Here is a 24,570-nt window from a genome sequence, read left to right on the forward strand (position 1 = left end):
AACTGTGGCCAAAGTTGCCCCGCTTGCCGTTTTGCGAAAGCCAATATTTGGCAGTTTTTTATATGTCATATTACATTGACAGTCATGGTAATATGACATATAATATCAATACGAGGTGATGATATGAGTGAGAACAAAATCACATCCGACCTGCTGCGTGGGCATACCGATACGATGATTTTACGGCTCCTATCCGAAGCTGACCGCTACGGCTACGAAATTGTCAAGCTGATTGCCGAACGCTCAGATGGGGAGTATGAATTGAAGGAAGCCACGATGTACTCCAGCGTCCGGCGGCTCGAGGCCGACGGTGATATCGAGTGGTATTGGGGCGATGAATCGCAGGGCGGACGGCGCAAGTATTTTCGCATTACCGAAAAGGGCAAAGCCACTTACGCCAGCAACAAAAGCAACTGGGAGTATGCAAAGCGCGTACTAGATAAATTATTGTAAAGGAGATTTGATGTTATGAATGAGAAATTGATAAACTATTTGAACGGCGTTTTCGCCCCTTACAACGGGGTGAAAAGTGCCGCCGAACTAAAAGCCGACCTACTCTCAGATTTACAGGAACGCTTTAATGAACTCAAGGCTGAAGGTAAGGATGATGAAACGGCTTTTCAGGTGACCATCATTTAATCTTTAGGAGCTTATTTTTCTCGACGAGCCGACCACCGGGCTTGACCCCGAGGCGCGAATTGAGGTTTGGAAGATTGTCAAAGAGCTTGCTGAGGGCGGCACAACGGTGTTCCTGACCACACAGTATTTGGAGGAAGCCGAGCAGCTTGCGAATCGAATTGCCATTCTGCATGAGGGCAAGATTATCGTGAGCGGGACGCTCGCAGAACTAAAAAATCTGTTCCCGCCCGCAAAGGTGGAGTACATTGAAAAACAGCCGACATTGGAAGAGATATTCCTGGCAATATTAAGCTTTCATTTCATACCGCCTGGCAGCTGATTTAACTTGAACGCCTCTGTGCCTTCATAATTCTATGATGCGCAAAAGCATAAACAATATAGCTGATTAATAACGGAAAATAAAAGTTAATAATTCTGCTTAAGATCATAGCGGATGGGAGCTGCTCACCCGGATAAAACTGACCAAACACATTTAAATATGCTTTTTCTGCAATTCCGACTGAACCCGGAAGGGGGACTGCGGCAACTGCAATATTAATAAAAGATTGGCCTGCCATCAGATCAAGGCAATCATTCTTCCTGTAACCGAAGCTTAAATAAACCAGATATGTTACAAGGCAGTATGCAATCCATTGAAACATAGAAACCACAAACACCTTCAGAAACAAATCTGGGTTTTTTATAATCAGCCTTGATTTTTCACGGTAAGAGATGATCAGAATATCCAGCTTTTCTTTTATTTCCTTTGGCTTTTTAAAGAGGTGAAGTTTTACGCCAAGTTTCAATGCCAAGTCAATCAGAAAAGGTATGATTACTCTGGAAAACATCAATGCTGATAAAACAGCCGTCAAAAAAAGCATAACAGATGCTCCTGCGAATAATAGCCAGATAAACCAGTGTGCAGACTTAGCTAATATATAAAATCGTAACACCGCAAATACTCCGCCCATTAAGACAATAACAATCTGACTTACAAAAATCATAAGAAATATAGTGATGGCAGAGATATCAACATGGATTTTATCCTTATTCATGTAATACATCTGAGCAGGCTGCCCTCCGCATGCTCCCGGTGTTATTGCACTAAAATAATTTCCGATATACGTATAATCAATACAATTTTTATACGTAGTAGCCTGTCTTAATCTATGCATAATCATATAAAAATTCATGGCCTGGCACCCAGAATAGAAAAACATCAATGCAATTCCGGTAATGAGGTAGAATAAATGTACGCTCCCAACCGCTTTAATTAATTCCCCAATCGAATACTCTTTTAATACAACTGCAACAGTAACTGCCATCAAAGAGGTCATGAATAGGATACTTCTCATCTGGTTTTTTTTACTGACTATTTTCTCTCTCATAATGAATGATCCTCATGTCAAAGTTGATATTTTTTATTATTACCAAAGCTTACAAATCCTATGTTAATTGCCTTCAATTTCATTCGGTATACATATGCTTCCTCACTTAGCTTACTATTCTCTACTATCTGCCATTGCAATGACTGCCTAACATTTATCAAAATCACGAATAATAACAGGTACTACTTTTTTATAGTACAAAAAATCACCTCCTTTTTTAGATAAATGCATGAAAACTATTGACATTTTTTAGAGATTAATCTAACATAAGAGTGTCCAACTATTACACGAGGCTATTCTCTAAAATGTTTCTCTTGCATTTAGGTATTTCTTTAAATGTATAAGTTCATTATATAGAGTCGTCTCTATTTCACCAAGCCATATTTTTAGTTTTTTTCTCTAAAAAATAAGAGGTGTATAATGAACAGTGTTGAATTAGTAAAAAAGATATGTAAGGAACGTAAAATACCCTTATCCCGCCTAGAACGAGATCTTGGTTATGGAAATGGATATATTGGTCAACTTCGTAAAGGTACCATACCGTCTGATAGAGCGGTGGACATAGCAAATTATTTAGGCATCGAATTACAATACCTTTTATCCGGAGGTACTATATCTAATATTGAAGAAGGACTCACACAAAAAGACCAAAAAGACATAACAAAGGACCTTGAGAGCATTATGAAAAAACTTATGTCCGGCGAAGACGGTCCAGCCAGTTATAATGGGGAAGAACTTGATCCAGAAGCTGCAGAACTGTTTAGAGATGAATTAGAAATTGCTCTTAAGAGGCTTAAAATAATTAACAAGGAAAAGTATACTACAAAGAAGTATAAAAAATAGGTGACGCTTATGGGGGAAACTGAAAGAATTAAGCATCTAGTTGCATACTATACAAAGATTCTTAAAACCAGGGATCCGTTTAAAATAGCTGATCAATTAGGGGTATTGTATCAAATTGGAAATTGCTATTTCATTCGCAATAAAACTCTCCTTCTAAATTCTAAGTTTGAGCGCAGGGCAAATACTTTTGCGGCATATTTGCTTATCGACGATAATTTGCTTTTTGGATTTAAAGAATTACCTGGGAACAGTTCAGTGATTGTACGGGATACCCTGAAGAACTAATTAGGTTGAGATTAAAATAGCCTATGGCTTTTTAATAAATATACAAAAGAAGAGAGGAACAGCATGAAAAAGAAATTATTAGTACCAGTATTATGTGCGGTGGCGCTCAGCGCAACTGCATGTGGCAGCAATGCAGCACCTGAAAAAGCAGAGACCACGACCACAGAAACCACTACTGCAGCAGAGACTACAACAGTGGACGAAACCACTACCGCTCCTGAAACAGAAGCAGCTCCCCAGACAATTCCTATGGGCCAAGCCGCAAAAATTGGAGAATGGAATGTTACTGTAAGTAATATGCAAATTTTAGATAATATTCCAGACGGGTATGGAAGCTTTTCTCCTGACGCAGGAAACAAATATCTGCTAGTTACCATGACGGTATCTAACGAAGGGAAACAAGCCGACTCATTCCTTCCGTCATTTTCTATGGGAGATGACACTTCCGCTAAAGTAATTTATGGGGACGGATACGAATTCACTCAAACTAATCTATTGGGATATAGTAAATCCATGACTGATTCTACAATTAATCCACTTTCCTCTAAAGAGGGGGATATTGCTTTTGAGATTCCGGAAAGTGTAGCTTCTGCAACAGATCCTATTATTCTGGAGATTTCAAGTGGAAATGAGAAGATCAATTTTGCATTAAGATAACATCAATAAGTAAAAACCGCCCGGTGCTAGTAACACCGAACGGCTTTACATAGATTTCTCTTACCGGGCTTCCGGAAAGATATACTCTATCCAATCAGTAGAATTATATCATTTTCGGAACGTCCTGGCAAGGGGCGTTATTTTTATACCCAAAAATAGAAAGGAAATGATAATATGGGATAATTACGAACACGAAAAAGAGGAGCCACGTGGCAATGGAATTGACGGGAGAATGGGCAAACCGTTTCCACATGCCTTGAACGGACAATAAAGATGCCCGTTGAACCTGGTGGGGCCTTGGCGGCAGAGTACATTTGCAAGAAAATACGCAGTTACAACAATTCTTATCTCATACTTAATACGATACTATTCCATACATCTCTTGTACAACATCGTCAAGCATACATACGAACCCAGGATAATAAAAGAGTTATAAACTCTCTTGAATATCTATGTTCTAAATTATCAAAGTAATTATAAGAACAAGTACCAGATAATAATTGAGATAAAGATTTTATAGCTTCAGCAGGACAGATATTATCTTTTCCACCTGCAGTTAGTAATACAGGACAATTTAATCTTTTAACATGAGAGATAGTATCTATAAATCCCAAAGCTTGCCATCCACCATCTATATTATCAATGGAACAAAGTGGTTCGTAGTTATAAGTAATAGCTCCCAGACTCTTTGCCATAGGCAAATTAGTAAGGAAAGGTACATCTGCCGCTACACATCTTACTCCCTTATCTTTAAAAATCGAACCTAATAGCAAAGAGCATCCTCCGCCTTGACTTGTTCCAAAAAATGAAACCCTATTTTCTATTACTTCAGTTTGCGCCATTGCCCACTTTATTGCTAAAATACAGTTCACAAGCCATTGTCTATATCCTTTTTCGGCATAGCTTATTACCGTGTCAGCCAATACAGGCCAAGTATTATCCCGTTGTTTGCTTTCATCTGGTCCATTTGGCGTAGCATATCCTAGTGGTGAAATGTGAAGAACATTATATCCATGTGATACAAGTTCTGGATGAGTACTAATTTCTGCACCATATCCAGGAGTATGGATCAGTAATGGTGCTGGTCCAGACATTACTGGTTGCCAGTACCCATAAAACTCATCCATACCCTCAGGCTTGAATTTAACATATCTAAACTCGTTTTTTACATGTCTAATCCCAAAATTGAAGGAAAATCCATTGTCAGAAAGAACTTCAACATCACATTTTATTGAGTCAGCCATTTTCCATATAGATTCTACCCATTTATCTACCTCTTCAGGTATTGGATAATTTTTAAATTCTTTAAATTCTGAATACATTGTTTATCTCCTTATTCACTTTCCATATTTGTTTTTGTCATAACATTTTGAAAATTAGCTATTGATATAAAAACTGTTCTAGTTCTTCATCACTAAGGCTTGAAAATCTTTTACTTATATTTAATTTCAAATTCTGTTAGTGATTAAATGTGAACTCTTTACCTTTTCAGTCAATGCAATATTAATAGACAGCTTTGCTGACAGATGCACTACTTAATAATTGTATTCTTTTTTCATCCATTTTAATTTTTACCTTTCATTTCCTTTGCCATAATGTTTAATCTATCATTTTCGGATTCATAATCTCTTAGAATATGAAGCGCTTTTGCATTAAGAGCACCATATAAAACAGCAGCTTCAACTTGAGGATAAATATATTCTGCGTACGGTAGCATAATCCTGATTAACCTATAATCAAGATCACCTTCAAGGATTTTTTGAAATATTTTAGAAATTGAATTTCCGTCAAGAAACGGAATTAACCGTTCAAGCAAATTTTCATTGATTGTGTCATATGTTGCGTTTTCCAGCAGTTTGACAACTGCATCATCATTTATGTATTCTGCTAGTGAAACAATGCTTGAAATATCTATTCCATGTTTTGCAAGACCTTTTGCCATTTTGTCAAGTAAACTGGGCTTTAGCAACGGTGCGATATTTACAATATCAGATATGCATTGCTTGTCCAATTCACTGCATAAATCTTGCCCTTCCACAGCGCTTTCAAGAATGGCGGCTTCCTTTTCAGTTGGATGGCCGGAACTTATAAGTTCATCAAGAGTGATGCCGAAAACATCTGCAACTTCAATTAAAATAGATATATCAGGGAAACTGTCTCCGCACTCATATTTTGATATTGCTTGACGGGTCAGGTTAAGCCGTTCAGCAAGTTCAGATTGCGTCATGTCTGCTTTCTTACGAAGCCTTGAAATATATGCACCAAATTTTTTTATATCAAACATAAAAGATACCTCCTTATATTCAGAATATCGTGGATGCAAAGGCAAATCAAGCAAAGGATAGTTGCTATTAACCATATCTAATGTTGGGTCACATATTGGGTAATCGTTTTCCTTGATGTTACACTAAACGGCAAGAGCCGTTTATACTCATTTGCTTGTTTGTACATATACGGATGAATGTCCTAATATTGTTTCTGTTTTGTACAAAAGCAGTAACTTTTTTTAACTCAGATAAAAATACTGCCAAAAGATACAAAGCTGAAATTTATCCCATGTACTATGTACTAAAAAGGGCTACCGCACTATATTTTCTTCGTGCGATAGCCCAAATCTCATAAACGAAATACATTCTTATTCATACCGTGATTTACATTACATCTTCTTTTTCAACGTTGTGTACGGTAAGAAAACCGCAAATCAGGGAAACACCAAATAACAAGACCGGAAGAATCGTATTTTCCCTTAAAGTCAAGTCTCCTATGGTCCCATTCATAACAGAAAACAATAAAAAGGAAGAAATAATAGCTGCCTTCGATGACTTCAGCCTTTTCCCTATATACAAAGGAATAAAGCCCAGGGTCACCGTAAGAACCGTCTTTAAGATGATCTGTATATAAAAACTTACACTTATCATATCATATCCCAGCGGAAAACCGGCTTTTACCCCGGAGGCCAAAGCCAACAGCAGATAAATCAACAGTTTTCCAAGGAAAAGAGCTGCCACACAGAAAATCCATACTGCCATCATTTGAGAGAGAATTATTTTTTTCCTGGAGATGGGATAGCTGAACATAAGGCTCTGAGTTTTATTTTTATATGCATTGATAATAAAGGAAGACAGCATGACTGAAGTAAAAATCAAAAACGAGAGATTGGTAAGCAAATCAATTTGCACTGCCATATTCTCTATCTCCGGCACGGAATCCGTCATTCCTGATTCAGTATCAATCGGAATGTAATAGCACATGGCAAATAAAAGAAGTCCAAGGACTGCAATTACAATTGCCTGATTAATCATATATTTTTTTGTATGGTTCTTCTTCCATTCCAGCCGAATTAATTTCCACATTCGCTCTCACCTCCTGTGACTTTCAGAAAATACTCTTCCAAGGACTCTGAATGGGAATGGAACCCCTGAATTTCAATCTGATTTTCCGTTAACGCCTTCATAATCTCCTGGGACGTGGCTTGTTTTGCATAGACCCTGATATGATTGTCATTTATTACTTTGAAGTTTGAAATATTAAGACGGTCTGTAAATATATAAGATGCTTTCGCTGTCTCCGGCGTTTTGATCTCCAGATACTCAAGTCCCTTATCTGTAATCTCTTTCATAGAAATTTCTCTTACTAACCTGCCTTTATGAATGATTCCTATGGTATGTGCAATGCTTTCGATTTCAGAAAGCATATGGCTGGAAATAAGAATGGTCATTCCATATTCTTTGCACAGCATCAGGAACAAATCACGGAGCTGTTTCATTCCTGCCGGGTCAAGGCCATTTGTCGGTTCATCCAGCACCAGGAATTCCGGCTTTGTAAGAACGGCTCTTGCAATACCCAACCGCTGCTTCATTCCCAATGAAAATTCCTTCACTTTTTTTCCTCTGGTATCGGACAGAGACAGCAGGGACAATGCTTTTTCTACACTGTCAGGACTGTAATAGCCCATGTATTCACAGTGCAGCTTTAAATTTTCTTCCGCCGTCAGTTCCTTGTAAAACACTGGAAACTCAATCATGCTTCCCACACGTTTAAAAAATGAATACGAATCCGGGAGCAGTTTTTCACCAAATAAAATGATATCTCCTGAAGTTGGTTTCCATTGGTTGGTGATCATCTTCATCACCGTTGTTTTTCCTGCGCCGTTTGGCCCAAGAAAGCCATAGATCTCTCCTTTGGCAATATGCATGTTCAAATCGGATACAATGGTTTCTGCACCAATTTGTTTGTTTAAATGATCCGTTGTTAAAATTGTCTGCATTTTGTCACTTCCTTTCCATATCCAAAATTCTAGCATGTGATTTCTTCAAAACTCTTGAATAAATCTTACGAATTTCTTTCGCGCAAAAAAATTTCATTGCAAAAAATTTTAGTAATTAAACTGCTGGAGTTTTAAAGTGAATACAGTCTCCTCATTCTGGATACTTTTTAAAGTCAGTGTGCCGTTGATTTTTTCTGCCAGACTTTTTGCTATGGTAAGACCTAATCCATTGCCCTGGATCTCCCGGTTCCGGGAATCTTCTAACGTATAGAGGCGGTCAAATACACGTGGAATTTCCGAATATGCAATGCCCTTTCCATGATCAATGACATCCACAAAGACAAAGTTGTCCTCCCTGCGAAGGGTCAGTCCCAGGTAATGTCCTGCATCTCCATAGCGGACTGCATTGCTGATCAGATTATTCAGAATACGTCCCAATGCTTCCCGATCCGCATAAACGAAAACAAGGGGATCAGGAATGTTTATGTTCACTTCAAATTCTTTCTCCGTTAAGATATTATAGAAATCAACAATGGTCTCCCGGCAAAATTCATTTAAGTTTATTTTGGACATAGTCAATACCGTATCTCCTGCTTCCAATTTTGCCAGTGTGAAAAATTGGTCAATCTGCTCCTTTAATTCGTTGGCCTTATGAGAAACTTTCTTTACCATGTCCTTTTCAAGCGTCTCCTGCATCAAAAGCATTTCCAAATACCCGATGATAACGGTCAGGGGCGTCTTCAAATCATGAGAAATATTAGAAAGCATTCGTTTGGTATTTAATTCCGATCTGCGGTAACCGGCATTTGCATTTTGCCTGTCTTCCAGCGTGCGGTTGATCTGTTCCAAAAGATGCTTGATTTCCTTATCTTCGGTAAATGCCATCACTTTTTCATCAGTATCTTCATCTAAAATCCGTTCCAGTTCATCGGCAATAGTTTGAATTTGTTTTAAAATCTTTTTATTTAATAGAGACATGAATTCACTCCTTTGGACTTCCCAGCTTGTATCCGATTCCCCAAACGGTTAAAATATACTTTGGTTTTCTGGGATCATCCTCAATCTTTGTGCGGAGGCGACTGATATGAACATTGACGGCATTTTCATCACCCAAATAATCATCCTGCCATATGAAAGAATAAAGCTGTGCCTTGGTATAAACCTTTTTCGGATTGGAAAGAAGCAGACGAAGAATTTCATATTCCTTTGCAGTTAAGTCCACTGCCAGCCCATTTTTGTGAACTGTGTGACTTTCCAGATTCATTTCCAAATCTCCCAGACCAAGACAGACAGAGGTGGGTTCCCCACCGGAAGAATACTGGGTGGTGCGCCGCAGATTTGCCTTCACTCTGGCAAGCACCTCCGTAAGAGAACATGGTTTCGTAATATAATCATCCGCCCCCAGTCCCAATCCAAAAATCTTATCTGATTCCGTATCTTTGGCGGACAGAATTATAATAGGAACCACACTTTCCTTTCTGATCCGTTTCATGACCTCCAGTCCGCTTATTTTCGGCAGCATTAGATCCAAAATCACCAGATCATAGGATCCGCTGAAAAATGTCTTTACCGCCTGCTCTCCGTCAAAAGAACCATGGACTTCAAAGCCCTCCATCTGAAGAAAATCGATTAACATCTCACTGATTTCTTTATCGTCTTCCACCAATAATATTTTCATCTTCCAATTTTCCTCCCTGTCAAGTACAGAATAATATCAGAAAAATGAAAGTATTCTGCGTAAATAAAACTATTGTTTCCATGTTTATGATAACTGATTCCAAAGGATTTTTCAAATGTCATTAAAAAAACCTGCTTTTTCTTCTCTCTACCACAATACGTCATCATTATCACTACTTCAACATGACTTTTAGCGGTGATAATGATGACGCATGAAGCTGATAGCCCCTTGGCGGCAGAGTGTATTTTCAAAAGATTGCTTTTTCAACCTCAAAATTTTGAAGTTTCTATTTCCGTCAACTATTTGGCACTAGCATTTCTATTTTATGCTTATATCTTTATTGGATTGAATTCATCAACTCATAGAAATATTTGGATTCATGAGTCTTATTAAGACTATACCAGGCATCTAATGTTTTTGAAGAAAACACACCCAGAGATTTCAAGACGTGTACAGAAAATTCCAACGGAGCTATTCCAGATGCGGTGATCAATTTTCCATCAGTTACTACCGACTCCATTTTGTAATACTTTTCGCCCGTATAAGTGGGACAGATCATTTTAAGGTATTCCAGATCATTACTTGTATGCCAACTTCACATAGCAGGTGGTTTAAAAGATCACCATATAAAGGAATCCTCGGGGCTTCCCAACAACAGGGGGAAGTTCTCGGGGGCCTCCTTTCCACAGCTTTAATTACTTTCTAATTTTCTTATAATTCGTATCAAAGTATTTGCCGCCACGAATATCCTCTAAAATCCCCTCATAAGGAGCCTCGCTGATGACGCCCTCATTGTCAAGTCCCGCATTTCCGATATAGGTAATGGTAGCAAATTCAGGCACAACATATTTGGGATAGGTTTTGTATTTCTCACGGGATTCCAGCATCAAATTAATATGCTCGTTTTGGTAGGTCACTGTGATTTCTGGATGCTCATGAACCCATTTGGGGAAGAAAATTACACCGTGCAGCCGCCCTTCGTTGGGCATAAAATCCAGAGCGACATCCGTACCGGTAGGTTCTGTCCATGTAATTTTAAAGACCCCGTCGGTTAATTTAACGATATTGGCTTCCTGATCCCTTACCCAGCGTCCCGCGACCATCCCTCCATGGATGCGGTAATCAACAGTATGGTCATTTTTGGCGTACCATTCATACTCCCATCCGTTATCGTAGGTATAAATGAAATGTGTCCCTAAAAAATCTTCCAGATTCTTAAATATCTTTTTCTCGTTCATGATAATACTCCTTTCAGTTGTTTAGATCAATTATGTATATATAAACATGTAAATATAGACATGTTGTTATCCTTATGATATACTATACACAGGAATTTGTCAAGGAGGATAACATATGGCAAAAAAGAACACATTAAAATACATTATTCTTGGGCTTTTGGAAAAGCAGGATTTGGCCGGCTATGATATAACCAAAATATTTGAGGATGAAATCGGCCAATTCTGGCAAGCAAAGCACAGTCAAATCTACCCTGAATTACAAAAGCTGGAGGGAGCGGGATTAATCTTTTCGCATACAGAAATTGTCGGTAATAAGCTGGAAAAAAGGCTCTATACGCTTACAGGCAAGGGAGGAGCCGAATTGGAAGCATGGATTGCCTCTTCGACACCGGAACTGTCTGCCGCAAAAGATGAATTCATTTTGAAGCTGTATTTTATCCGAAGCCAGGACGATGAACGCATAAAGGAAATGTTTGCAGAGCAACTGGCACTGCACGCGGAAAAATTGAATCACCTGAAATGGCGAATGGATTCGGTGTTTGCTTCGCCGGAAGAGAAAGAGCAAAATTACGGTCATTTTTTGATATTGGAACATGCTATCAGGCGGGAAGAGGGATATTTGCAGTGGCTAAAGGAAGTTGATAATAAGCTTAGTATTTGAAAACACCACGCTGTATCCGATTAGGAGCATATTATTAAGCGTTATCTGCTCTCTGGCTACAAAGATAGGATAGTTCGGCGTCATCCCAGACACTTTACCATACGTTTTAAGTTTAAGGCGGTCGCCGATAAGAGGCAGTGGTGCTTTGCTGCCTCTATTCCCCCCCGAACAGCCATTTTAAGTTATGTATCCATTTCTGGGCTGCGAAGCTGCCCTCACACCAGATTTGACGTAGCTTCAGGATCTGTTTATGATTGGGTATTTCCTCTGTTTCCCTTTGCCTACTTACTGCTTCCTCAAAGATATTGACCCGCATCGTCCGGCTTCGGTGGCTATCACTCACACAGCGGCTTAACAGCGCACACTCCCGGCAGTCCTTCCGGTCAGCCCTGTAGATCCGGCAGATATTGTAGTGCTCCCTCTCAAGACTCAGCAGCGTCAGTTCCTTTCCACTCGGGTAAATGAAACAGTCTTTTTGATAAGTACCCGCCAAACTCGCGTTTTTTTGCCAGGCGGGTATTACTCAATTTTTGGTTAAAAATCAGGCAGAATTATAAATTGCAGTTAGTATATGCTTTTAATTTTTAAGTCGATGCTCCAACATAAATTAATCTATAAATAGCTCTTTTCTATCATCGTTTCACTGATTACGGTACCATTCAAAAGCATGTCCTCAAGGTTGATTAAATCACAATTATGCATAGTAATCCGAATCATGGAAATGAATGATTCCCTGTCTGTCCGCTTCTACAATGTCCTTCGGAAGTAGTAATCTGCTGGTAATATCTTTACTGACCTCTCCCGCCATATAATCCCGCTGAACACTATTTACAGTCGGATTTTTATTTGAATTTTCCTGTTTAATGTCTTCATTATTGCACTCAATCAGGGTCATTATCCTGTTATCCGTCGTATTCGCTTTTCTGACCAAAGATCTTTTATACCGATATTTAATATAACCTCTGGCCACATCAAAAGCACCGGTTGACATAATTTGGTTTTCAACCATATCCTGTATTTCTTCCACTGACACCCCTCGGTTTATTTTCTGGCATTTGTATTGGATATAATCTGCAATATCACTAATTTGTTCCTCTTTTAATTTCATATTTTCCGATGCCTGATTGGCCTTTGTGATTGCCATAATTATCTTGTTATAATCAAATATTTCTTCTGAACCATTTCTCTTTAATATCTTCATTCTTCTATCTCCTTTTATTTTATAGAATGATTATATCACTACCATTTTTATATTTCAGTTGCATTTGCACCATTTTTTCATTATAATACTATATATAGTATCATAAGCGCTATGAAACTCCATATAAGGTGGTTATTTCTATGCAATCCCCATATAACACAGAAACAGAGCTTTTTTTATGCAATTATTTTTCATCTCAAACCTTGTCTGTAAATAAGCATCAACTAATTTATCATTCCTTTGATAAAAATGATCTGATTGGAAAAGTTGTAAATGGCTGTGTATGTTTTGTTTTGGTTACGCCTGACAGTGGTGAACGTATCATCGCCTATTATGAAAAAGATGAATATTTCACCAGCAACTTATTATCTTGTTTAAATTATATTGAAGTTTACGGCATTATCTCGAGTACCAAAAGTGTCCTTAATGTCTGGAAAGCATAAAAGCTCTGTAAGTTATTGACATAGAGCATAATAAATATTAATTATCCGATATGATAAACACCACATGAAAATACTGTACAGACAGCAGGTCCTCTTTTCTTACCTCGATCCATCGCTCTTTCGCCAGTGTCTGGCACTTGGGACAATGCCGATTGCGGCAGGAGTTGTACGAAATTTGTGTATATCCGCATTCATCACACTCGTCCACATGGCAGCCCATGGCAGCGGTACGACACCTTTCAATCTCTGAATCCCATCTCCTTTTCAGTGCTTTTCGTAGAGGAATTTCAGCGCCGCATTGTGCGCATTGACTGTACTGGCGGACAGCTTTTTGGTAGCAGCCAGATGATAGAGAAACACCTTGATTTCGTTTTCTGTCACCTCTGTTACAGGCTTTCCACAGAATTTCTGAAGCTTCTTTACATACTGCACATACTTCTTTTGAGACGATTCCGCCAGCCCTCTGATCTGCATTTCTACGACCATTTTTTGAATTGCATGATCCATTTACCATGCCTCCTTTCATTCTCCGCATACCATAATATCCGATAAAGCGTATTTAGAGCTGTATTTGCTTTTTTCTGTCTTTGATTTCTTTTCGGCAGATGGCTTGTATATAGCAGCCCGCCTTGCCTTTTCTTCCTGCACCTTATAAAAAAGCTCTCTTGGGATAATCGCCTCATGATTGTCCTCAATATAGTACTGCGGAACAATTCCTTGGTTTTTCACTCGTTTCTTACTAAGAAAATCTACGGTATAGGTCTTTTGCAGTAATGCATCGCCCATATATTTTTCATTAGCTTGTGTCAAGACGTACAACAAAAAAATACTCACTTTCAACTACAAAACTGACAGCAAGTATTTTTGTATCGTAAATGGTAAATAACCAGTCCAGGCCAATAAGTTCGCCGCCCGATTGGGGCGGCGGTATATTTACCGTATTTTTAGTTTTCTACAACAATCAGGTAATTCCTCTTACCACGGCATTAGTTCTGCCATTTTATCTTCTGGAACATTATTTCTTGGATAATGCATTAACTGCTTCAATGTTCTCGATAGCCGCCTCCACTACAAGATCACACTCTGCAGCATCGTTCGGATCAAGAGTCGCATGAAGGTTGGACATAATAACTGCTTTTTCTTCTTCTGTCTTTTTACCTTTGCTTATGTCTTTATCCAAAAGTTTTTCGACAAAAGCCATACGTCCATCGATAAATTCCTGCTTAATATCATTCAAAAACACTTTTTTACCGGCCTGTGCAAAGACCTGTGCGATTCCTCCGCCCAACTGTCCAGCACCGATAACCATTATGGTTTGTATTGCCATTTCTATCTCCTTTATATTTACTGGTAAATCAAAATCCATCATGAATCCTGATTTACCAGTATGAGGAAATTCACAATCGGTCCCTTGCTGGACACGATTGGTTAAGAATTGCTATATTATTTAGTCAACTCTTGGAAGTTCGTCTGCATCAATAATTGTTTTCTGGAGTTTGCTCATAAGTCTTGTCACATCAAATCCCGGTATCATCATTTCTCCTTCATGAACTCCACCTGTAACACTTGCCTCAAATGGCCATTCAAGCCACTCAGCCTCATGATTTGTTGGAATAATAGGCAGTGTAATTGATGAAGGATGTTCTGCATCGTGATAGATTGTCTGATTAGCAATTACATAGTCTTTTGCTGTACATGTATTAAGGTCAACAAATGCATTCGGATTTACATCCCACAGAGGTGATGCTGCACTGATTACTTCTACACGGATCCTATGTCCTTTTTTGAACATGCAGCTTGTTACATGCATTGGGAGTTCCAGTTTTTCAATCTGTCCTGGAATCATAGCTTCTGGCGCACGGCGATCTTTACGATAACGTCCACGGCATCCGCCCATTGTAAGATGTCTTGCCTTGCCATCTGGGAACACATCAACCAATCGCATAATAAAGTCTGAATCAGTTGCACTTGTAGACGCATAAAGTGTTGCATTAACCCAACCTGTGATTTCTGTATCTTCTTCAAGTACAGGTGTAGTATATACAAGCATATCTTCTCTGCCTTCTGCTGCGCTTACATCTCCATATCCTCCCATCATCAAGTCATTATCACAAATAGATGGAGCTGGATTTGCCGGATCTGCTTTATAAGTATCTACTGCCTCTGCAACAGGTTTTTCAGTAGAAAGTACACCGTCACCACTGCTTGTATTTGCATTTCCATTACTGTGAAGGTAGAACTCTGTATACTGTGTATCTGCAATAGGCCATGACTTTTCAGCGCGCCAGCGTTCTTCACCCTGAACAAAAATAAGCGCTTTGCCCTTGTCAAAAACTTCGCATGGGATATTTCTAAGCTGTCGGTCGCTCCAGGACAGAATCATACTTGGATGATCAGTCATTGTGGAGGTTATATATTCAGGATTATCACTCATTCTAACTCCAACATGGTTATATGGACTTAATACAAGGCGATGACCATCAGCAATTTCCTGTGTAGGTGCATCCTTAACGGCCTGCTCATAAGCCTTAACAGCATTTAAAGTAAATACATCGTTGTATCCAGTCATGAATAGTAATGGTTTATTAAATGCATGTGGTCTTTCTGTAGTGTCGTTGTAAGAGAAGAAATCCATGTTTTCACGATTCTCCACCCATTTTCTCCAGAACCTGATATGACGAAAAACAGGAAGGTTTAAAACGCCATATTTTGGTACAAATTCTCTTACCAATTTTTCTGCGTATGCGATGTGTTCTGTCACTAATTCAGGAATCTTTCCAATGATTTCCTCCTCTTTTCTGATAGCTTCTACCACAGCTAATGGGTATCTTTCTAATTCACCCTTGAACATCTGAAGTGCCCATATAAGCTGGAGCTTTAATGTAAAAAATCCGTTTGTATACCCCCAGTCTCTGTGTCCACTATTTACTGCAGGTGCGAAAATAAATGATGTTGATATACCACACTTATTGTCTGCTAACCATGGAAGCAGCTGTGAAGCGCCCATCCATGAAATGCCATATGTGGCAATCTGTCCATTACACCAAGGCTGTTTAAGAATCCAGTTGATTGCATCAATACCGTCCTTATGTACTCCCCAGCCCCCACGATCCGGGCAGCCATCCTGGCCCCAGCCTTCATCGCATAAAGGGTGCATCTGACCCTCGCTGTGATATGTTCCACGTCCGGAAATTACCATTGAAGCATAACCATCTGCAGTTGAGAATTCTTCCATACACCAACTTGGCCATGCACCATATCCAAGTGTTGATGTAGCTCTATATCCTGTACGATTAAGTACTACTGGATATTTTTTGGTAAAATCCACCTTTCCGTCCTTAGCTGGGAATGTGATTACAGCACACATTCTTGAACCGTCACGCATTGGAATCATGATGTCATCAAAGACTGCAACTTCATGATCGTAAGATTGAAATTTGTTTGACATAGTATTTCTCCTCCTTTTTTCTTACTATGACTTCTCGGAATCATATATTATTTTTTCGACTGAAGGCGATTTTATTGTTACCTATTATTTCTGACGGTCATTCCGCCTGTCAGGATACTTTTGTATCCCTTTCTCTTAAATATTATCCAATCCTTTTGTTCTTTCTAAGCGTACTTGAGAAACAATTGTTGAATTCTAGTATCTGGATTTATCTCTTATGCAAGACTGCTATTCTAAATATGGACCCGAACCCCGGCTTCCTTCTGATGAGCCTCTGCCCATAGCTATCATATCGGCTTTTTCACTTATAATTGCATTTAGGTTATGGAGTTGGGGTTATTATCCTCAAACTGTATAACTACTGACTATTTAATAGTATAACCTCCGTCAATTACAACGGCAGAACCGTGGATAAAATCAGAATCTTCACTGGCAAGGAATAATGCCAATTGAGCGACTTCCACCGGCTGTGCAAATCTTTGTGCAGGAGTCGCGCGTACCTGTGCCATAATTGCTTCACCTGCTGCTTCTCCTGCTTCGCCATTAATCATCGGGGTCACCATGGGAGTTTCTATAAGTCCCGGACAAATTGCATTAACTTTTATTCCTTTAGGACCATAATCGCAGGAAAGTTGTTTGGTATATCCAATAACAGCATGTTTTGAAGCCGTATATCCTGCGCCACCGCCACCCGCTAATAATCCTGAGCAGGAAGCAATATTAATAATTACACCTTTACCTCTTTCAATCATTTGAGGTAATATCAGGTTCGAAATCCGATATGGAGCTTTTACGTTAACATCCATAAGTCTGTCCCAGGCTTCTTCGGAAGTCTCCAGGGAGGGTGCACAATAATCGTAAATGCCTGCGGTATTGCTAACAATATCAATTTGTCCAAATTCTTCCTGTCCAGATCTTACCATCTCCTTAATACTATTTAGATCTGTAAGATTCACTTGAACAGCCAAAGCTTTGCCTCCTTTGGAACTAATTTCATTAGCTACATTCGTAACACCTTCCAAATTGATGTCTGCTGCAATAACTTTTGCCCCATTTTCCGCAAAGAGTAAAGCTTGAGCCTTTCCCATTCCTGATGCTGCTCCAGTTATCAAAGCTACTTTTCCACTTAGTTTCATATTATCTCCTCCATTTTTCGTTTGTCAGTGTAAAGTTTTACACTGGCATTTTTATTTGAAACCTTTATATATCAAGGTTTGCATCACAAAAAATAACGATTCCCCCTTTTTTCTAGTATAATTGAAGTCACCACAACACTAACAAAATATATTCCTCTTAGCATTAGGTGTTTGATGATACACGAACAATATGATTGCAAAGAACTTATTGCTTACTTTCACAAACGGTATGCTAAACTAATTAAGCCTGTTCATATCCGTAAAAGGTTCTACGCCTAATGTTCCTACCGATACTGTCTGGCCCCGCTGTGGTGTTCCCATGAATATCTCTACGATAATAATGGGGGAAAAGGCCAGTATCAATGTTCTGTTTGTACCGCTGCTTTTATCATCGGTGAGCAACATACAAAACTGCTATATTGTAATTGCAATGTTAAAAGCTTCATTAACTGCGTGAATAATCTGTCTGGCTTTTACACAATCTCCAATTGCATTATATCCAATGCCGAGTGAATCAAGCTCTGATAGCAAGCTTTGATTTGATCTTGCACCTGCCGCCATAACAACAGTATCAATATTTTCAAGCTTAATGTCTGAGCCATTCTGTTCGACAACAATATATCCTTCACCGATTTCTTTTAGCTTGCTGTTACACATGATGTTTAGATTTGGTTCTATGTTGAAATATGACATCATGAAAGCTTTGGCTGCGCCAGCCATATCTCTTGCAATCTCATCCACCATTTCAACAATGGTAACCTTTTTATGCTGTGTTAGCAAAAATTCCGCAGTTTCACTTCCAACAAGACCTCCTCCTATTACAGCAATGTTTTCTCCTGTTTCAGCTCCGACTAATACATCTCTTGCTGAAATTACAGACTGTGAATCAGAACCCGGTACATTTATCATTACAGGTAAGGAACCTGTTGCAACAATCACTTCATCTACTCCTAGGTCTTTGATTTGCTGAGCAGTTACTTCTTCACCTGTGCGAATAGTTACTCCAAGTTTATTGATTTCATGAACCTGATAATCTAAATAGGTTTTTAAGTCTTTCTTATAAGGTGGAACAGATGCTTCATTCAGCTGTCCGCCAAGACATGATTCTTTTTCAAACAGTGTTACATCATGACCCCTCATAGCCGCTATTTTAGCTGCTTCCAATCCGGCAGGACCAGACCCTATAACTACAATTTTTTTCTTGTCTTTTGCTGGCGAAAGATCATATCTATATTCATTGCCGGCCATCGGATTGATCATACATTCGACAGCATTGCCACCAAGCAACTTCTCTACACAGCCCTGATTACATGAGAGACAAAGTCTTATATCTTCAAACCTGCCCTCTTTCATTTTATTCGGAAATTCAGGGTCGCAAATAAGGGAACGTCCCATTACTATGAAATCTGCTTTTCCTTCGCTTATGATTTTTTCTGCAAGGCTAAAGTCTTTTATTAGCCCGACTACAGCTACAGGAATAGCATTGTTGATGGCATGTTTTATTTTTGTGGCATTTTCAACGTTAAAACCGTATCCAGCTGCTATTGTTGGAGTCTGTAAATGAGCACTTTCATAAACACCCCTTGAACATATTATAGCACTTACCCCATTTGCAACAAGTTTCTTTGCAAATTCACAGGTATCCTCAATCCTTATTCCACCAGCTACACCTTCTTCTGCACTTAATTTATATGCTACTGGAAATTCATGACCAACATTTTCTCTAACAGATTTCAATACTTCTAATGGGAAGCGCTCTCTGTTTTCCTGACTTCCACCATACTCATCTTGTCGTTTATTGCTATATGCTGACTGGAACTGGCAAATAAGGTATCCATGACCGCCATGTATCTCAACTGCATCAAATCCCGCTTCCTTAGCACGACGGGCAGCAGCACCATATTCATTTACAAGTTCATGAATTCTTTCAATTGATAATTCCTTTGGCATTTCCTGCATTACCGGACAAGGAATTGGTGATGGTGCCTCTAAGGCTTCACCTGTTGACGCTGATGAAGTCTGTCTTCCCGCATGGTGTAGCTGTATAGAAACCTTTGCACCGCAGGCATGGATCCTTTCGACAAATTTCTTCCATGCTTCAACATTACTGTCCTGATGAAGTCCTGCCTGAGTCGGGAATCCTCTTCCAGCTTTACTAATGTATCCTGCTTCGACGGTAATCATACCAACACCGCCTTTTGCCCTTTCTTCATGATATCTCGTGAATCGTTCAGAAGGAGTACCATCATCGTTACAATAATTTGTAACCATGGCAGACATAATAATTCTGTTTTTTAAATCAATGCTACCAAATTTTGCTTTTTCAAATAATTTCATATTGCCTCCATTCTTCACATCTATTATGTGAAATTTGCTACACATTACAGGGAATCTTTCATGAAAAAAGATTTTACTTGCTATTCAGATAAGATTGTCTTAATATTATCAATCTGCCCGATAAATGAAAAGAAACAAAAAAGCGAATTTGTACAAAAGCATACAAATTCGCTTTTTTGTTTCATCATCTAAAACCGTTTAGTTATCGTCAATTGTGCTTAATAAAAACCATCAGGAGTAAGTTTGATTAAATAACCTGCCAGAACAGCTGGCTCGATTTGACAGCCTGTTTCAATCCAATCTTTAACTACCTGGATTTCTCCAGCTATTGTTTGAGTAAGGGCAATCTTATTATATTCATCAGAAAGATCCAAATTCCTTGAGTAAAACTTATATGAATAATCATACAAGAAATCCCAGAACGAATTTTTACCGTCTATTTTTGATGCCTGATAGAAAAAAGACAAGTTTTCTTTTTCAAATGAGAAGATTTTCGTAAGTACAGCTTCCCATCCAATAGAGTCCACCATTTTTAACAGTCCATCTGCCTCGTATTGATAGCAGTCATTCATTATATCGTACTTATCTCGATAGTACCTATAGAAGGTTGAGCGAGACACATTGCACTCATTAAGAATCATCTGTATCGTAATGTTATCAAATGACTGTTCTTTCATTAGATTAAACATCCCAGTAATAAGTATTTCTTTGGTATTCATTCGGACAACTACCTCCAATACAAAATAATTATATGGTTTTTGTTATTTTATGATATTTTATTCTCATAGTAATATCTTTTTACCTTTTTAAGCCTTTTTTATGTAATTCGAAGTATTCATTCAATATTTTACCTCCAATTGGTTTTATTATACCAGCTTTATGCCGGATAAAACAACGAAACGCGGCAAGTGCAGCGGTGAGGAGTAAATTTTTTTGAACTGTGTTTTTTCTATGTTAAAATACAGTTTAGAAATTTATTCACATTTTTACTTCCTAATGACCTTTTTACGATATGTTATCCACATCGTATATCCATAGTTTTCCAGCATATTTCGTTCAACTTTTACTTCCCATCGACCACCTCCTGTGGTATCATTACATTGTTAGGTGAATTGCACTGTCGTGTACTTCTCAATGTATTTTACATCTTCATTACTTACTGTTGCTCTGCGAAAAGTTTCCAGTAATCTTGAAGATGTATTTTTTATCCCCTGCTTTAGTTCCTTTAAAAGCTTATGTCCTGCAAGGTAGAGCTACATTAAGATATCCGCTATCTGGGTAAGAAGATAATGGTTCTTCATTGCATTTGGATTATGGCTGTTTAGATGTTCTATCTTATACAGGATATTTTTCTGATTGTTAAAGCCTTCATTCTCTATTTTCCATCTTTTTTTCCCGTATCTTACCATCTCTTCTATATTCTTTTCATTCAGCTCCATATCTGTTAGCCATTGTAATCGTACTATCGTTTCCCTGCTTTTAATCTTCTTGCTATATTCATACTCAAATATATTTGCTGTAAAGTTTTTACCACTGATTTCTTCCACATGGTTTACGTATTTTGCAGTTCCATTTTCTTCTCCGAGGAGTTTTTTCTTTTCTCCGTGTTCACCACCCCCAAGTATATAAATATAATCCTGTATCAGTGTTTTCTGTCTCCCGTCCTTACAGTTAAGAATATAATTCCATCCGTATCCTTTACAGATTTCTATAATGGTTTCAGCAGCATAAAGGCTGTCACCAAGAACACAAAGTTTGAGTCGTGGGAATTTCTCCTTGATGTTTTTCATCAAACGCTTGGAGGCATATATTTCGCAATCCTGTTTCGTCACGTTCTCCGATTCATTCTCAAATAAATTCAGTCCCGAGGCTTATAATGATGTTATCTGCCAGAATCAGCTTGGCTTCAAGTACATGGTGGCTGTACACTTTCTTTTTCTTTCCTTCCTTATCGGTAATCTCTCTCACAAGGCAGTTCTCGCAATGTCTTTCGTCAAAATGATAAAGTCCGGTCCATCCAGTATTACCAGCCATTGACCCTGTGGCAGTCTGGCTGGATAGAAATTTTTTGAACGTATTAATTTATCCTGAATTATTCATGATAATTAGTCCAATGATGCTTCGCACCGCATAATTGCTGTGTTTTTACTGATAAAATTTTCATCTAAAAAGTGAAGATATAATTAAAAAAATATAGAAAAAAGGCTTCAACTTAAAATTTAGTCAGCACAAAAAAACCAAACAAAGGAGAAACCTTAATCTATGTCCAGTTTAAATGATGTTCGTTTAGAAAGCAATAAAAATATTAAAATAAATTTTGACAGTGGTGATTTATCCTCTGATAGTGGTATGCTTTTAGTGAAAGAATTTGCAAGTAAAATAGGATTTATTAAACGTATTAAAAATCTTTTTAAGACAAAGGATACTGCCAAAGTTCGTTTCCATAAGGAGCATGAAAATCTTCTACAGGAGATTTTTCATACCATAGCTGGTTATTTTCGTGAAAATGATGCCGATGAATTAACAAATGACCCCATATTCAATACCATTCTTGAAAAAGATACACAAGCATCACAACCTACGATGTCTCGCTTATTTAACCGTACAGATGATGATACCCTATTACAGTTTGAAAATATACATACTGCTATAAGACAGATTGTTTACGGAGTAAAACCACCGGAAAGAATACTCTTTGATATCGATTCTACAACTTTGGTACATTTGGAAAACAAGAGGGTTCTGGATATAATTCACATTATGCTGAAAACGGGTACCACCCTCTTTTGGTATTTGATGGTCTTACCAGAGATTTACTGAAAGCATGTTTACGTGAGGGAACCGTATATACTTCAAACGGAGTAGTTGATTTTCTTCGTCCATTGCTTGAGGAATATCTTATGTTATATCCATCTACCGAACTTTATCTACGAAGTGATAGTGGATTTGCAGTACCAAAGCTTTATGAACTTTTAGAAACAAATGGAACCTCTTATGCAATACGACTCAAGTTCAATAATATCCTGCATGATAAGGCGGATTTTCTTACATCTGAATTAGATATAGCTACCAAATATAACAAAGTGGATTTTGCAGTCTGCTATGGTGAAATCATGTATCAGGCAGGTTCATGGAATCAGCCAAGAAGGGTTGTAATAAAAGTGGAGAAACCAATGAACCAAATAAATTACATGTATACTTTTATCGTCACAAACATGGATTTAAAGCCAGAGCAGCTTATAAAGTTTTATTGTAATCGTGGTAGTATGGAGAACTTTATCAAAGAATCTAAAAGTGGATTTGATTTTGATTCCATGAGCAGTCACGATATGGTAGTAAATGCTAACCGCCTTCAGATATCAATGCTTGCTTATAACCTCTTTAACTGGTTTAGAACAATCGCATTGCCTGCAAACATGAGAAAATACCGTATTGATACCATACGTCTAAAACTAATAAAAATAGCTTCAAGAGTAATACACAGTGCCGGATATTTGATATTTAAGCTTTGTAGTTTCCTCCTGCTGCCTCTTCCCTGCACTCTGCAATATCAATCCGGTCATCCGGAAATCTCTCTTCGACGAATCCTGTCACTCTTTTATCAGGTGCGCCTGCTATGTCTGATTTTCATCCGTCAGAAACGAAACCGGAAGACCTGCGTACATCAGGATACTTCCCATATACTTTGTATCGCTTCCCTCGACGCGATAACAATTTTTTGCCTCAAGCCCTTTTAATTTTACAAAAGAGGAATAATTAATTCATCAATCTCACCTTCTCCATGCAATCCATACCTAAATAAAAATTTAATGTAAAACCTATAAAATTAATTTCACATTATGTATTGACTTTAGTTTTATATAGTACTATACTTTTTATATAGTACTATATAAAACATTTTTTTAATCCGGAGGAAAAATGAATATTATAAAAGGAGCTTCTATTTTATTGTCTGCATCAATAGATGCATCATTAGATAGAATTTTATCAAAAAAACACAGAGAATCAAATGTTGATACTTTAACCGCTGCACAGGCTCGGCTTTTATTCTTACTTTGGCAAAAGGACGAGATATCTATAAAAGAAGTATCGCGAATTACCCATCTGCAAAAGTCAACATTAACAAGTACATTAGCCAAACTAGAAAAAGCTGGTCATATCAAATTAATACCATGCAAAATTGATAAACGTAAGACTCTTGTTAAGGTAATAAATAGAAATGAAGACCTCGTAACTTTAAACAAAAGTATTATAGATGAAACTGGAGAGATATTTTATAAGGGTTTCAGTGATAATGAAGTAGCACTGTATGAAAGTTTCTTAAAAAGAACTCTAGATAACCTGATGGAATTTCAAAATGAAGAATAATA

Annotated in this window: 26 protein-coding genes and 6 pseudogenes; 10 read left to right on the top strand and 22 right to left on the bottom strand. The window is 38.1% G+C overall.

Translation table 11 applies throughout. From position 1 onward, the window contains the following. The first annotated feature begins 123 nt into the window (after window positions 1-123). The 3 genes and pseudogenes from BQ9856_RS19380 to BQ9856_RS19385 form a co-directional block, all read left to right on the top strand. On the top strand, window positions 124-453 hold the full coding sequence (locus tag BQ9856_RS19380) for a PadR family transcriptional regulator (RefSeq protein WP_077612489.1): 330 nt from the start codon (window positions 124-126) through the stop codon (window positions 451-453). A gap of 15 nt (window positions 454-468) precedes the next feature. Continuing rightward, window positions 469-639: a hypothetical protein gene (locus BQ9856_RS24375; RefSeq protein WP_200801328.1), complete on the top strand. Its 171-nt coding sequence runs from the start codon at window positions 469-471 to the stop codon at window positions 637-639. Window positions 640-646: 7 nt separating this feature from the next. Continuing rightward, window positions 647-958, top strand: a pseudogene (locus BQ9856_RS19385) (ABC transporter ATP-binding protein); the annotation flags it as partial. Window position 959: 1 nt separating this feature from the next. Here BQ9856_RS19385 and BQ9856_RS19390 read toward each other — a convergent pair. Then, window positions 960-2,006 (bottom strand): lysylphosphatidylglycerol synthase transmembrane domain-containing protein, encoded by a 1,047-nt coding sequence (locus BQ9856_RS19390; RefSeq protein ID WP_077612490.1) that lies wholly within the window; start codon window positions 2,004-2,006, stop codon window positions 960-962. A 420-nt stretch (window positions 2,007-2,426) separates the two neighbouring features. Between BQ9856_RS19390 and BQ9856_RS19395 the strand changes: the two genes are divergently transcribed. The 3 genes from BQ9856_RS19395 (at window position 2,427) to BQ9856_RS19405 (ending at window position 3,791) form a co-directional block, all read left to right on the top strand. Next, window positions 2,427-2,849 carry a hypothetical protein gene (locus BQ9856_RS19395; protein ID WP_077612491.1) on the top strand — a complete coding sequence of 141 codons (423 nt, stop codon included), beginning with the start codon at window positions 2,427-2,429 and terminating at the stop codon, window positions 2,847-2,849. A 9-nt stretch (window positions 2,850-2,858) separates the two neighbouring features. Further along, window positions 2,859-3,134 (top strand): hypothetical protein, encoded by a 276-nt coding sequence (locus tag BQ9856_RS19400; RefSeq protein WP_235839258.1) that lies wholly within the window; start codon window positions 2,859-2,861, stop codon window positions 3,132-3,134. A gap of 63 nt (window positions 3,135-3,197) precedes the next feature. Continuing rightward, window positions 3,198-3,791 carry a DUF4352 domain-containing protein gene (locus BQ9856_RS19405; protein WP_077612492.1) on the top strand — a complete coding sequence of 198 codons (594 nt, stop codon included), beginning with the start codon at window positions 3,198-3,200 and terminating at the stop codon, window positions 3,789-3,791. A gap of 395 nt (window positions 3,792-4,186) precedes the next feature. Here the strand turns inward: BQ9856_RS19405 and BQ9856_RS19410 are convergent, their stop codons facing one another. From BQ9856_RS19410 to BQ9856_RS19445, 8 genes and pseudogenes are all read right to left on the bottom strand, one after another. Next, window positions 4,187-5,113, bottom strand: coding sequence for an acetylxylan esterase (locus BQ9856_RS19410; RefSeq protein ID WP_077612493.1), 927 nt, complete (start codon window positions 5,111-5,113; stop codon window positions 4,187-4,189). Window positions 5,114-5,355: 242 nt separating this feature from the next. Further along, on the bottom strand, window positions 5,356-6,075 hold the full coding sequence (locus tag BQ9856_RS19415; RefSeq protein WP_077612494.1) for a helix-turn-helix domain-containing protein: 720 nt from the start codon (window positions 6,073-6,075) through the stop codon (window positions 5,356-5,358). A 367-nt stretch (window positions 6,076-6,442) separates the two neighbouring features. After that, complete coding sequence (locus BQ9856_RS19420) at window positions 6,443-7,144, bottom strand: ABC transporter permease (protein ID WP_077612495.1); 702 nt, start codon at window positions 7,142-7,144, stop codon at window positions 6,443-6,445. Beyond that, the gene (locus tag BQ9856_RS19425; protein WP_077612496.1) at window positions 7,132-8,058 is read right to left on the bottom strand and encodes an ABC transporter ATP-binding protein; all 927 of its coding nucleotides are present in this window, start codon (window positions 8,056-8,058) and stop codon (window positions 7,132-7,134) included. The genes BQ9856_RS19420 and BQ9856_RS19425 overlap by 13 nt, the downstream gene beginning before the upstream one ends. A 108-nt stretch (window positions 8,059-8,166) precedes the next feature. Next, window positions 8,167-9,036, bottom strand: a complete 870-nt coding sequence (locus BQ9856_RS19430; protein WP_077612497.1) for a sensor histidine kinase — start codon at window positions 9,034-9,036, stop codon at window positions 8,167-8,169. Between the two features lie 4 nt (window positions 9,037-9,040). Continuing rightward, window positions 9,041-9,736 (bottom strand): response regulator transcription factor, encoded by a 696-nt coding sequence (locus BQ9856_RS19435; RefSeq protein WP_077612498.1) that lies wholly within the window; start codon window positions 9,734-9,736, stop codon window positions 9,041-9,043. 337 nt (window positions 9,737-10,073) lie between these two features. Continuing rightward, window positions 10,074-10,325, bottom strand: a pseudogene (locus tag BQ9856_RS25320) (glutamine amidotransferase); the annotation flags it as partial. 106 nt (window positions 10,326-10,431) lie between these two features. Beyond that, window positions 10,432-10,974, bottom strand: coding sequence for a phenolic acid decarboxylase (locus tag BQ9856_RS19445; protein WP_077612499.1), 543 nt, complete (start codon window positions 10,972-10,974; stop codon window positions 10,432-10,434). A gap of 115 nt (window positions 10,975-11,089) precedes the next feature. Here BQ9856_RS19445 and BQ9856_RS19450 point away from each other — a divergent pair, with 115 nt between their 5' ends. Then, the gene (locus BQ9856_RS19450; RefSeq protein ID WP_077612500.1) at window positions 11,090-11,635 is read left to right on the top strand and encodes a PadR family transcriptional regulator; all 546 of its coding nucleotides are present in this window, start codon (window positions 11,090-11,092) and stop codon (window positions 11,633-11,635) included. 154 nt (window positions 11,636-11,789) lie between these two features. On the opposite strand, the gene BQ9856_RS19455 is transcribed toward BQ9856_RS19450, so the two are convergent. Both BQ9856_RS19455 and nrdD read right to left on the bottom strand, forming a co-directional pair. Further along, entirely contained in the window at window positions 11,790-12,128 is a 339-nt protein-coding gene (locus BQ9856_RS19455) for a transposase (protein WP_235839259.1), read from the bottom strand. A gap of 125 nt (window positions 12,129-12,253) precedes the next feature. Continuing rightward, window positions 12,254-12,836, bottom strand: a pseudogene (gene nrdD / locus BQ9856_RS19460) (anaerobic ribonucleoside-triphosphate reductase); the annotation flags it as partial. Between the two features lie 140 nt (window positions 12,837-12,976). Here nrdD and BQ9856_RS19465 point away from each other — a divergent pair. Then, a complete protein-coding gene (locus BQ9856_RS19465) occupies window positions 12,977-13,279 on the top strand; it encodes a hypothetical protein (RefSeq protein ID WP_077612501.1) in 303 nt (100 codons plus the stop codon). Window positions 13,280-13,322: 43 nt separating this feature from the next. Here BQ9856_RS19465 and BQ9856_RS19470 read toward each other — a convergent pair. The 10 genes and pseudogenes from BQ9856_RS19470 to BQ9856_RS19510 all read right to left on the bottom strand — a co-directional run. Next, a pseudogene (locus BQ9856_RS19470) lies at window positions 13,323-13,523 on the bottom strand (transposase zinc-binding domain-containing protein); the annotation flags it as partial. 20 nt (window positions 13,524-13,543) lie between these two features. Then, window positions 13,544-13,786, bottom strand: a complete 243-nt coding sequence (locus BQ9856_RS19475; RefSeq protein WP_077612502.1) for a site-specific integrase — start codon at window positions 13,784-13,786, stop codon at window positions 13,544-13,546. 18 nt (window positions 13,787-13,804) lie between these two features. Next, window positions 13,805-14,080 (bottom strand): annotated as a pseudogene (locus BQ9856_RS19480) (recombinase family protein); the annotation flags it as partial. Between the two features lie 214 nt (window positions 14,081-14,294). Further along, the gene (locus BQ9856_RS19485; RefSeq protein ID WP_077612503.1) at window positions 14,295-14,648 is read right to left on the bottom strand and encodes a 3-hydroxyacyl-CoA dehydrogenase NAD-binding domain-containing protein; all 354 of its coding nucleotides are present in this window, start codon (window positions 14,646-14,648) and stop codon (window positions 14,295-14,297) included. A 78-nt stretch (window positions 14,649-14,726) separates the two neighbouring features. Then, entirely contained in the window at window positions 14,727-16,727 is a 2,001-nt protein-coding gene (locus BQ9856_RS19490) for a CocE/NonD family hydrolase (protein WP_077612504.1), read from the bottom strand. A 365-nt stretch (window positions 16,728-17,092) separates the two neighbouring features. Continuing rightward, window positions 17,093-17,863 carry an SDR family NAD(P)-dependent oxidoreductase gene (locus tag BQ9856_RS19495; RefSeq protein WP_077612505.1) on the bottom strand — a complete coding sequence of 257 codons (771 nt, stop codon included), beginning with the start codon at window positions 17,861-17,863 and terminating at the stop codon, window positions 17,093-17,095. A 237-nt stretch (window positions 17,864-18,100) separates the two neighbouring features. Further along, the gene (locus BQ9856_RS24640; RefSeq protein WP_159442047.1) at window positions 18,101-18,268 is read right to left on the bottom strand and encodes a hypothetical protein; all 168 of its coding nucleotides are present in this window, start codon (window positions 18,266-18,268) and stop codon (window positions 18,101-18,103) included. Window positions 18,269-18,277: 9 nt separating this feature from the next. Continuing rightward, a complete protein-coding gene (locus BQ9856_RS19500) occupies window positions 18,278-20,200 on the bottom strand; it encodes an oxidoreductase (protein ID WP_077612506.1) in 1,923 nt (640 codons plus the stop codon). A 218-nt stretch (window positions 20,201-20,418) separates the two neighbouring features. Beyond that, on the bottom strand, window positions 20,419-20,919 hold the full coding sequence (locus BQ9856_RS19505) for a TetR/AcrR family transcriptional regulator C-terminal domain-containing protein (RefSeq protein ID WP_077612507.1): 501 nt from the start codon (window positions 20,917-20,919) through the stop codon (window positions 20,419-20,421). A 534-nt stretch (window positions 20,920-21,453) separates the two neighbouring features. After that, window positions 21,454-21,990: a hypothetical protein gene (locus BQ9856_RS19510; protein WP_139348738.1), complete on the bottom strand. Its 537-nt coding sequence runs from the start codon at window positions 21,988-21,990 to the stop codon at window positions 21,454-21,456. Window positions 21,991-22,462: 472 nt separating this feature from the next. On the opposite strand from BQ9856_RS19510, the pseudogene BQ9856_RS19520 reads away from it, so the two are divergent. Further along, window positions 22,463-23,715: pseudogene (locus tag BQ9856_RS19520) on the top strand (IS1380 family transposase); the annotation flags it as partial. 99 nt (window positions 23,716-23,814) lie between these two features. Here BQ9856_RS19520 and BQ9856_RS25825 read toward each other — a convergent pair. Then, a complete protein-coding gene (locus BQ9856_RS25825; RefSeq protein ID WP_077613457.1) occupies window positions 23,815-23,961 on the bottom strand; it encodes a GH36 C-terminal domain-containing protein in 147 nt (48 codons plus the stop codon). A 157-nt stretch (window positions 23,962-24,118) separates the two neighbouring features. On the opposite strand from BQ9856_RS25825, the gene BQ9856_RS19530 reads away from it, so the two are divergent. Further along, window positions 24,119-24,568 carry a MarR family winged helix-turn-helix transcriptional regulator gene (locus tag BQ9856_RS19530; protein ID WP_077612510.1) on the top strand — a complete coding sequence of 150 codons (450 nt, stop codon included), beginning with the start codon at window positions 24,119-24,121 and terminating at the stop codon, window positions 24,566-24,568. The last annotated feature ends 2 nt before the right edge of the window (window positions 24,569-24,570 follow it).

This window comes from Clostridium sp. Marseille-P2415 (genome assembly GCF_900155545.1).
Taxonomy (GTDB): domain Bacteria; phylum Bacillota; class Clostridia; order Lachnospirales; family Lachnospiraceae; genus Lacrimispora.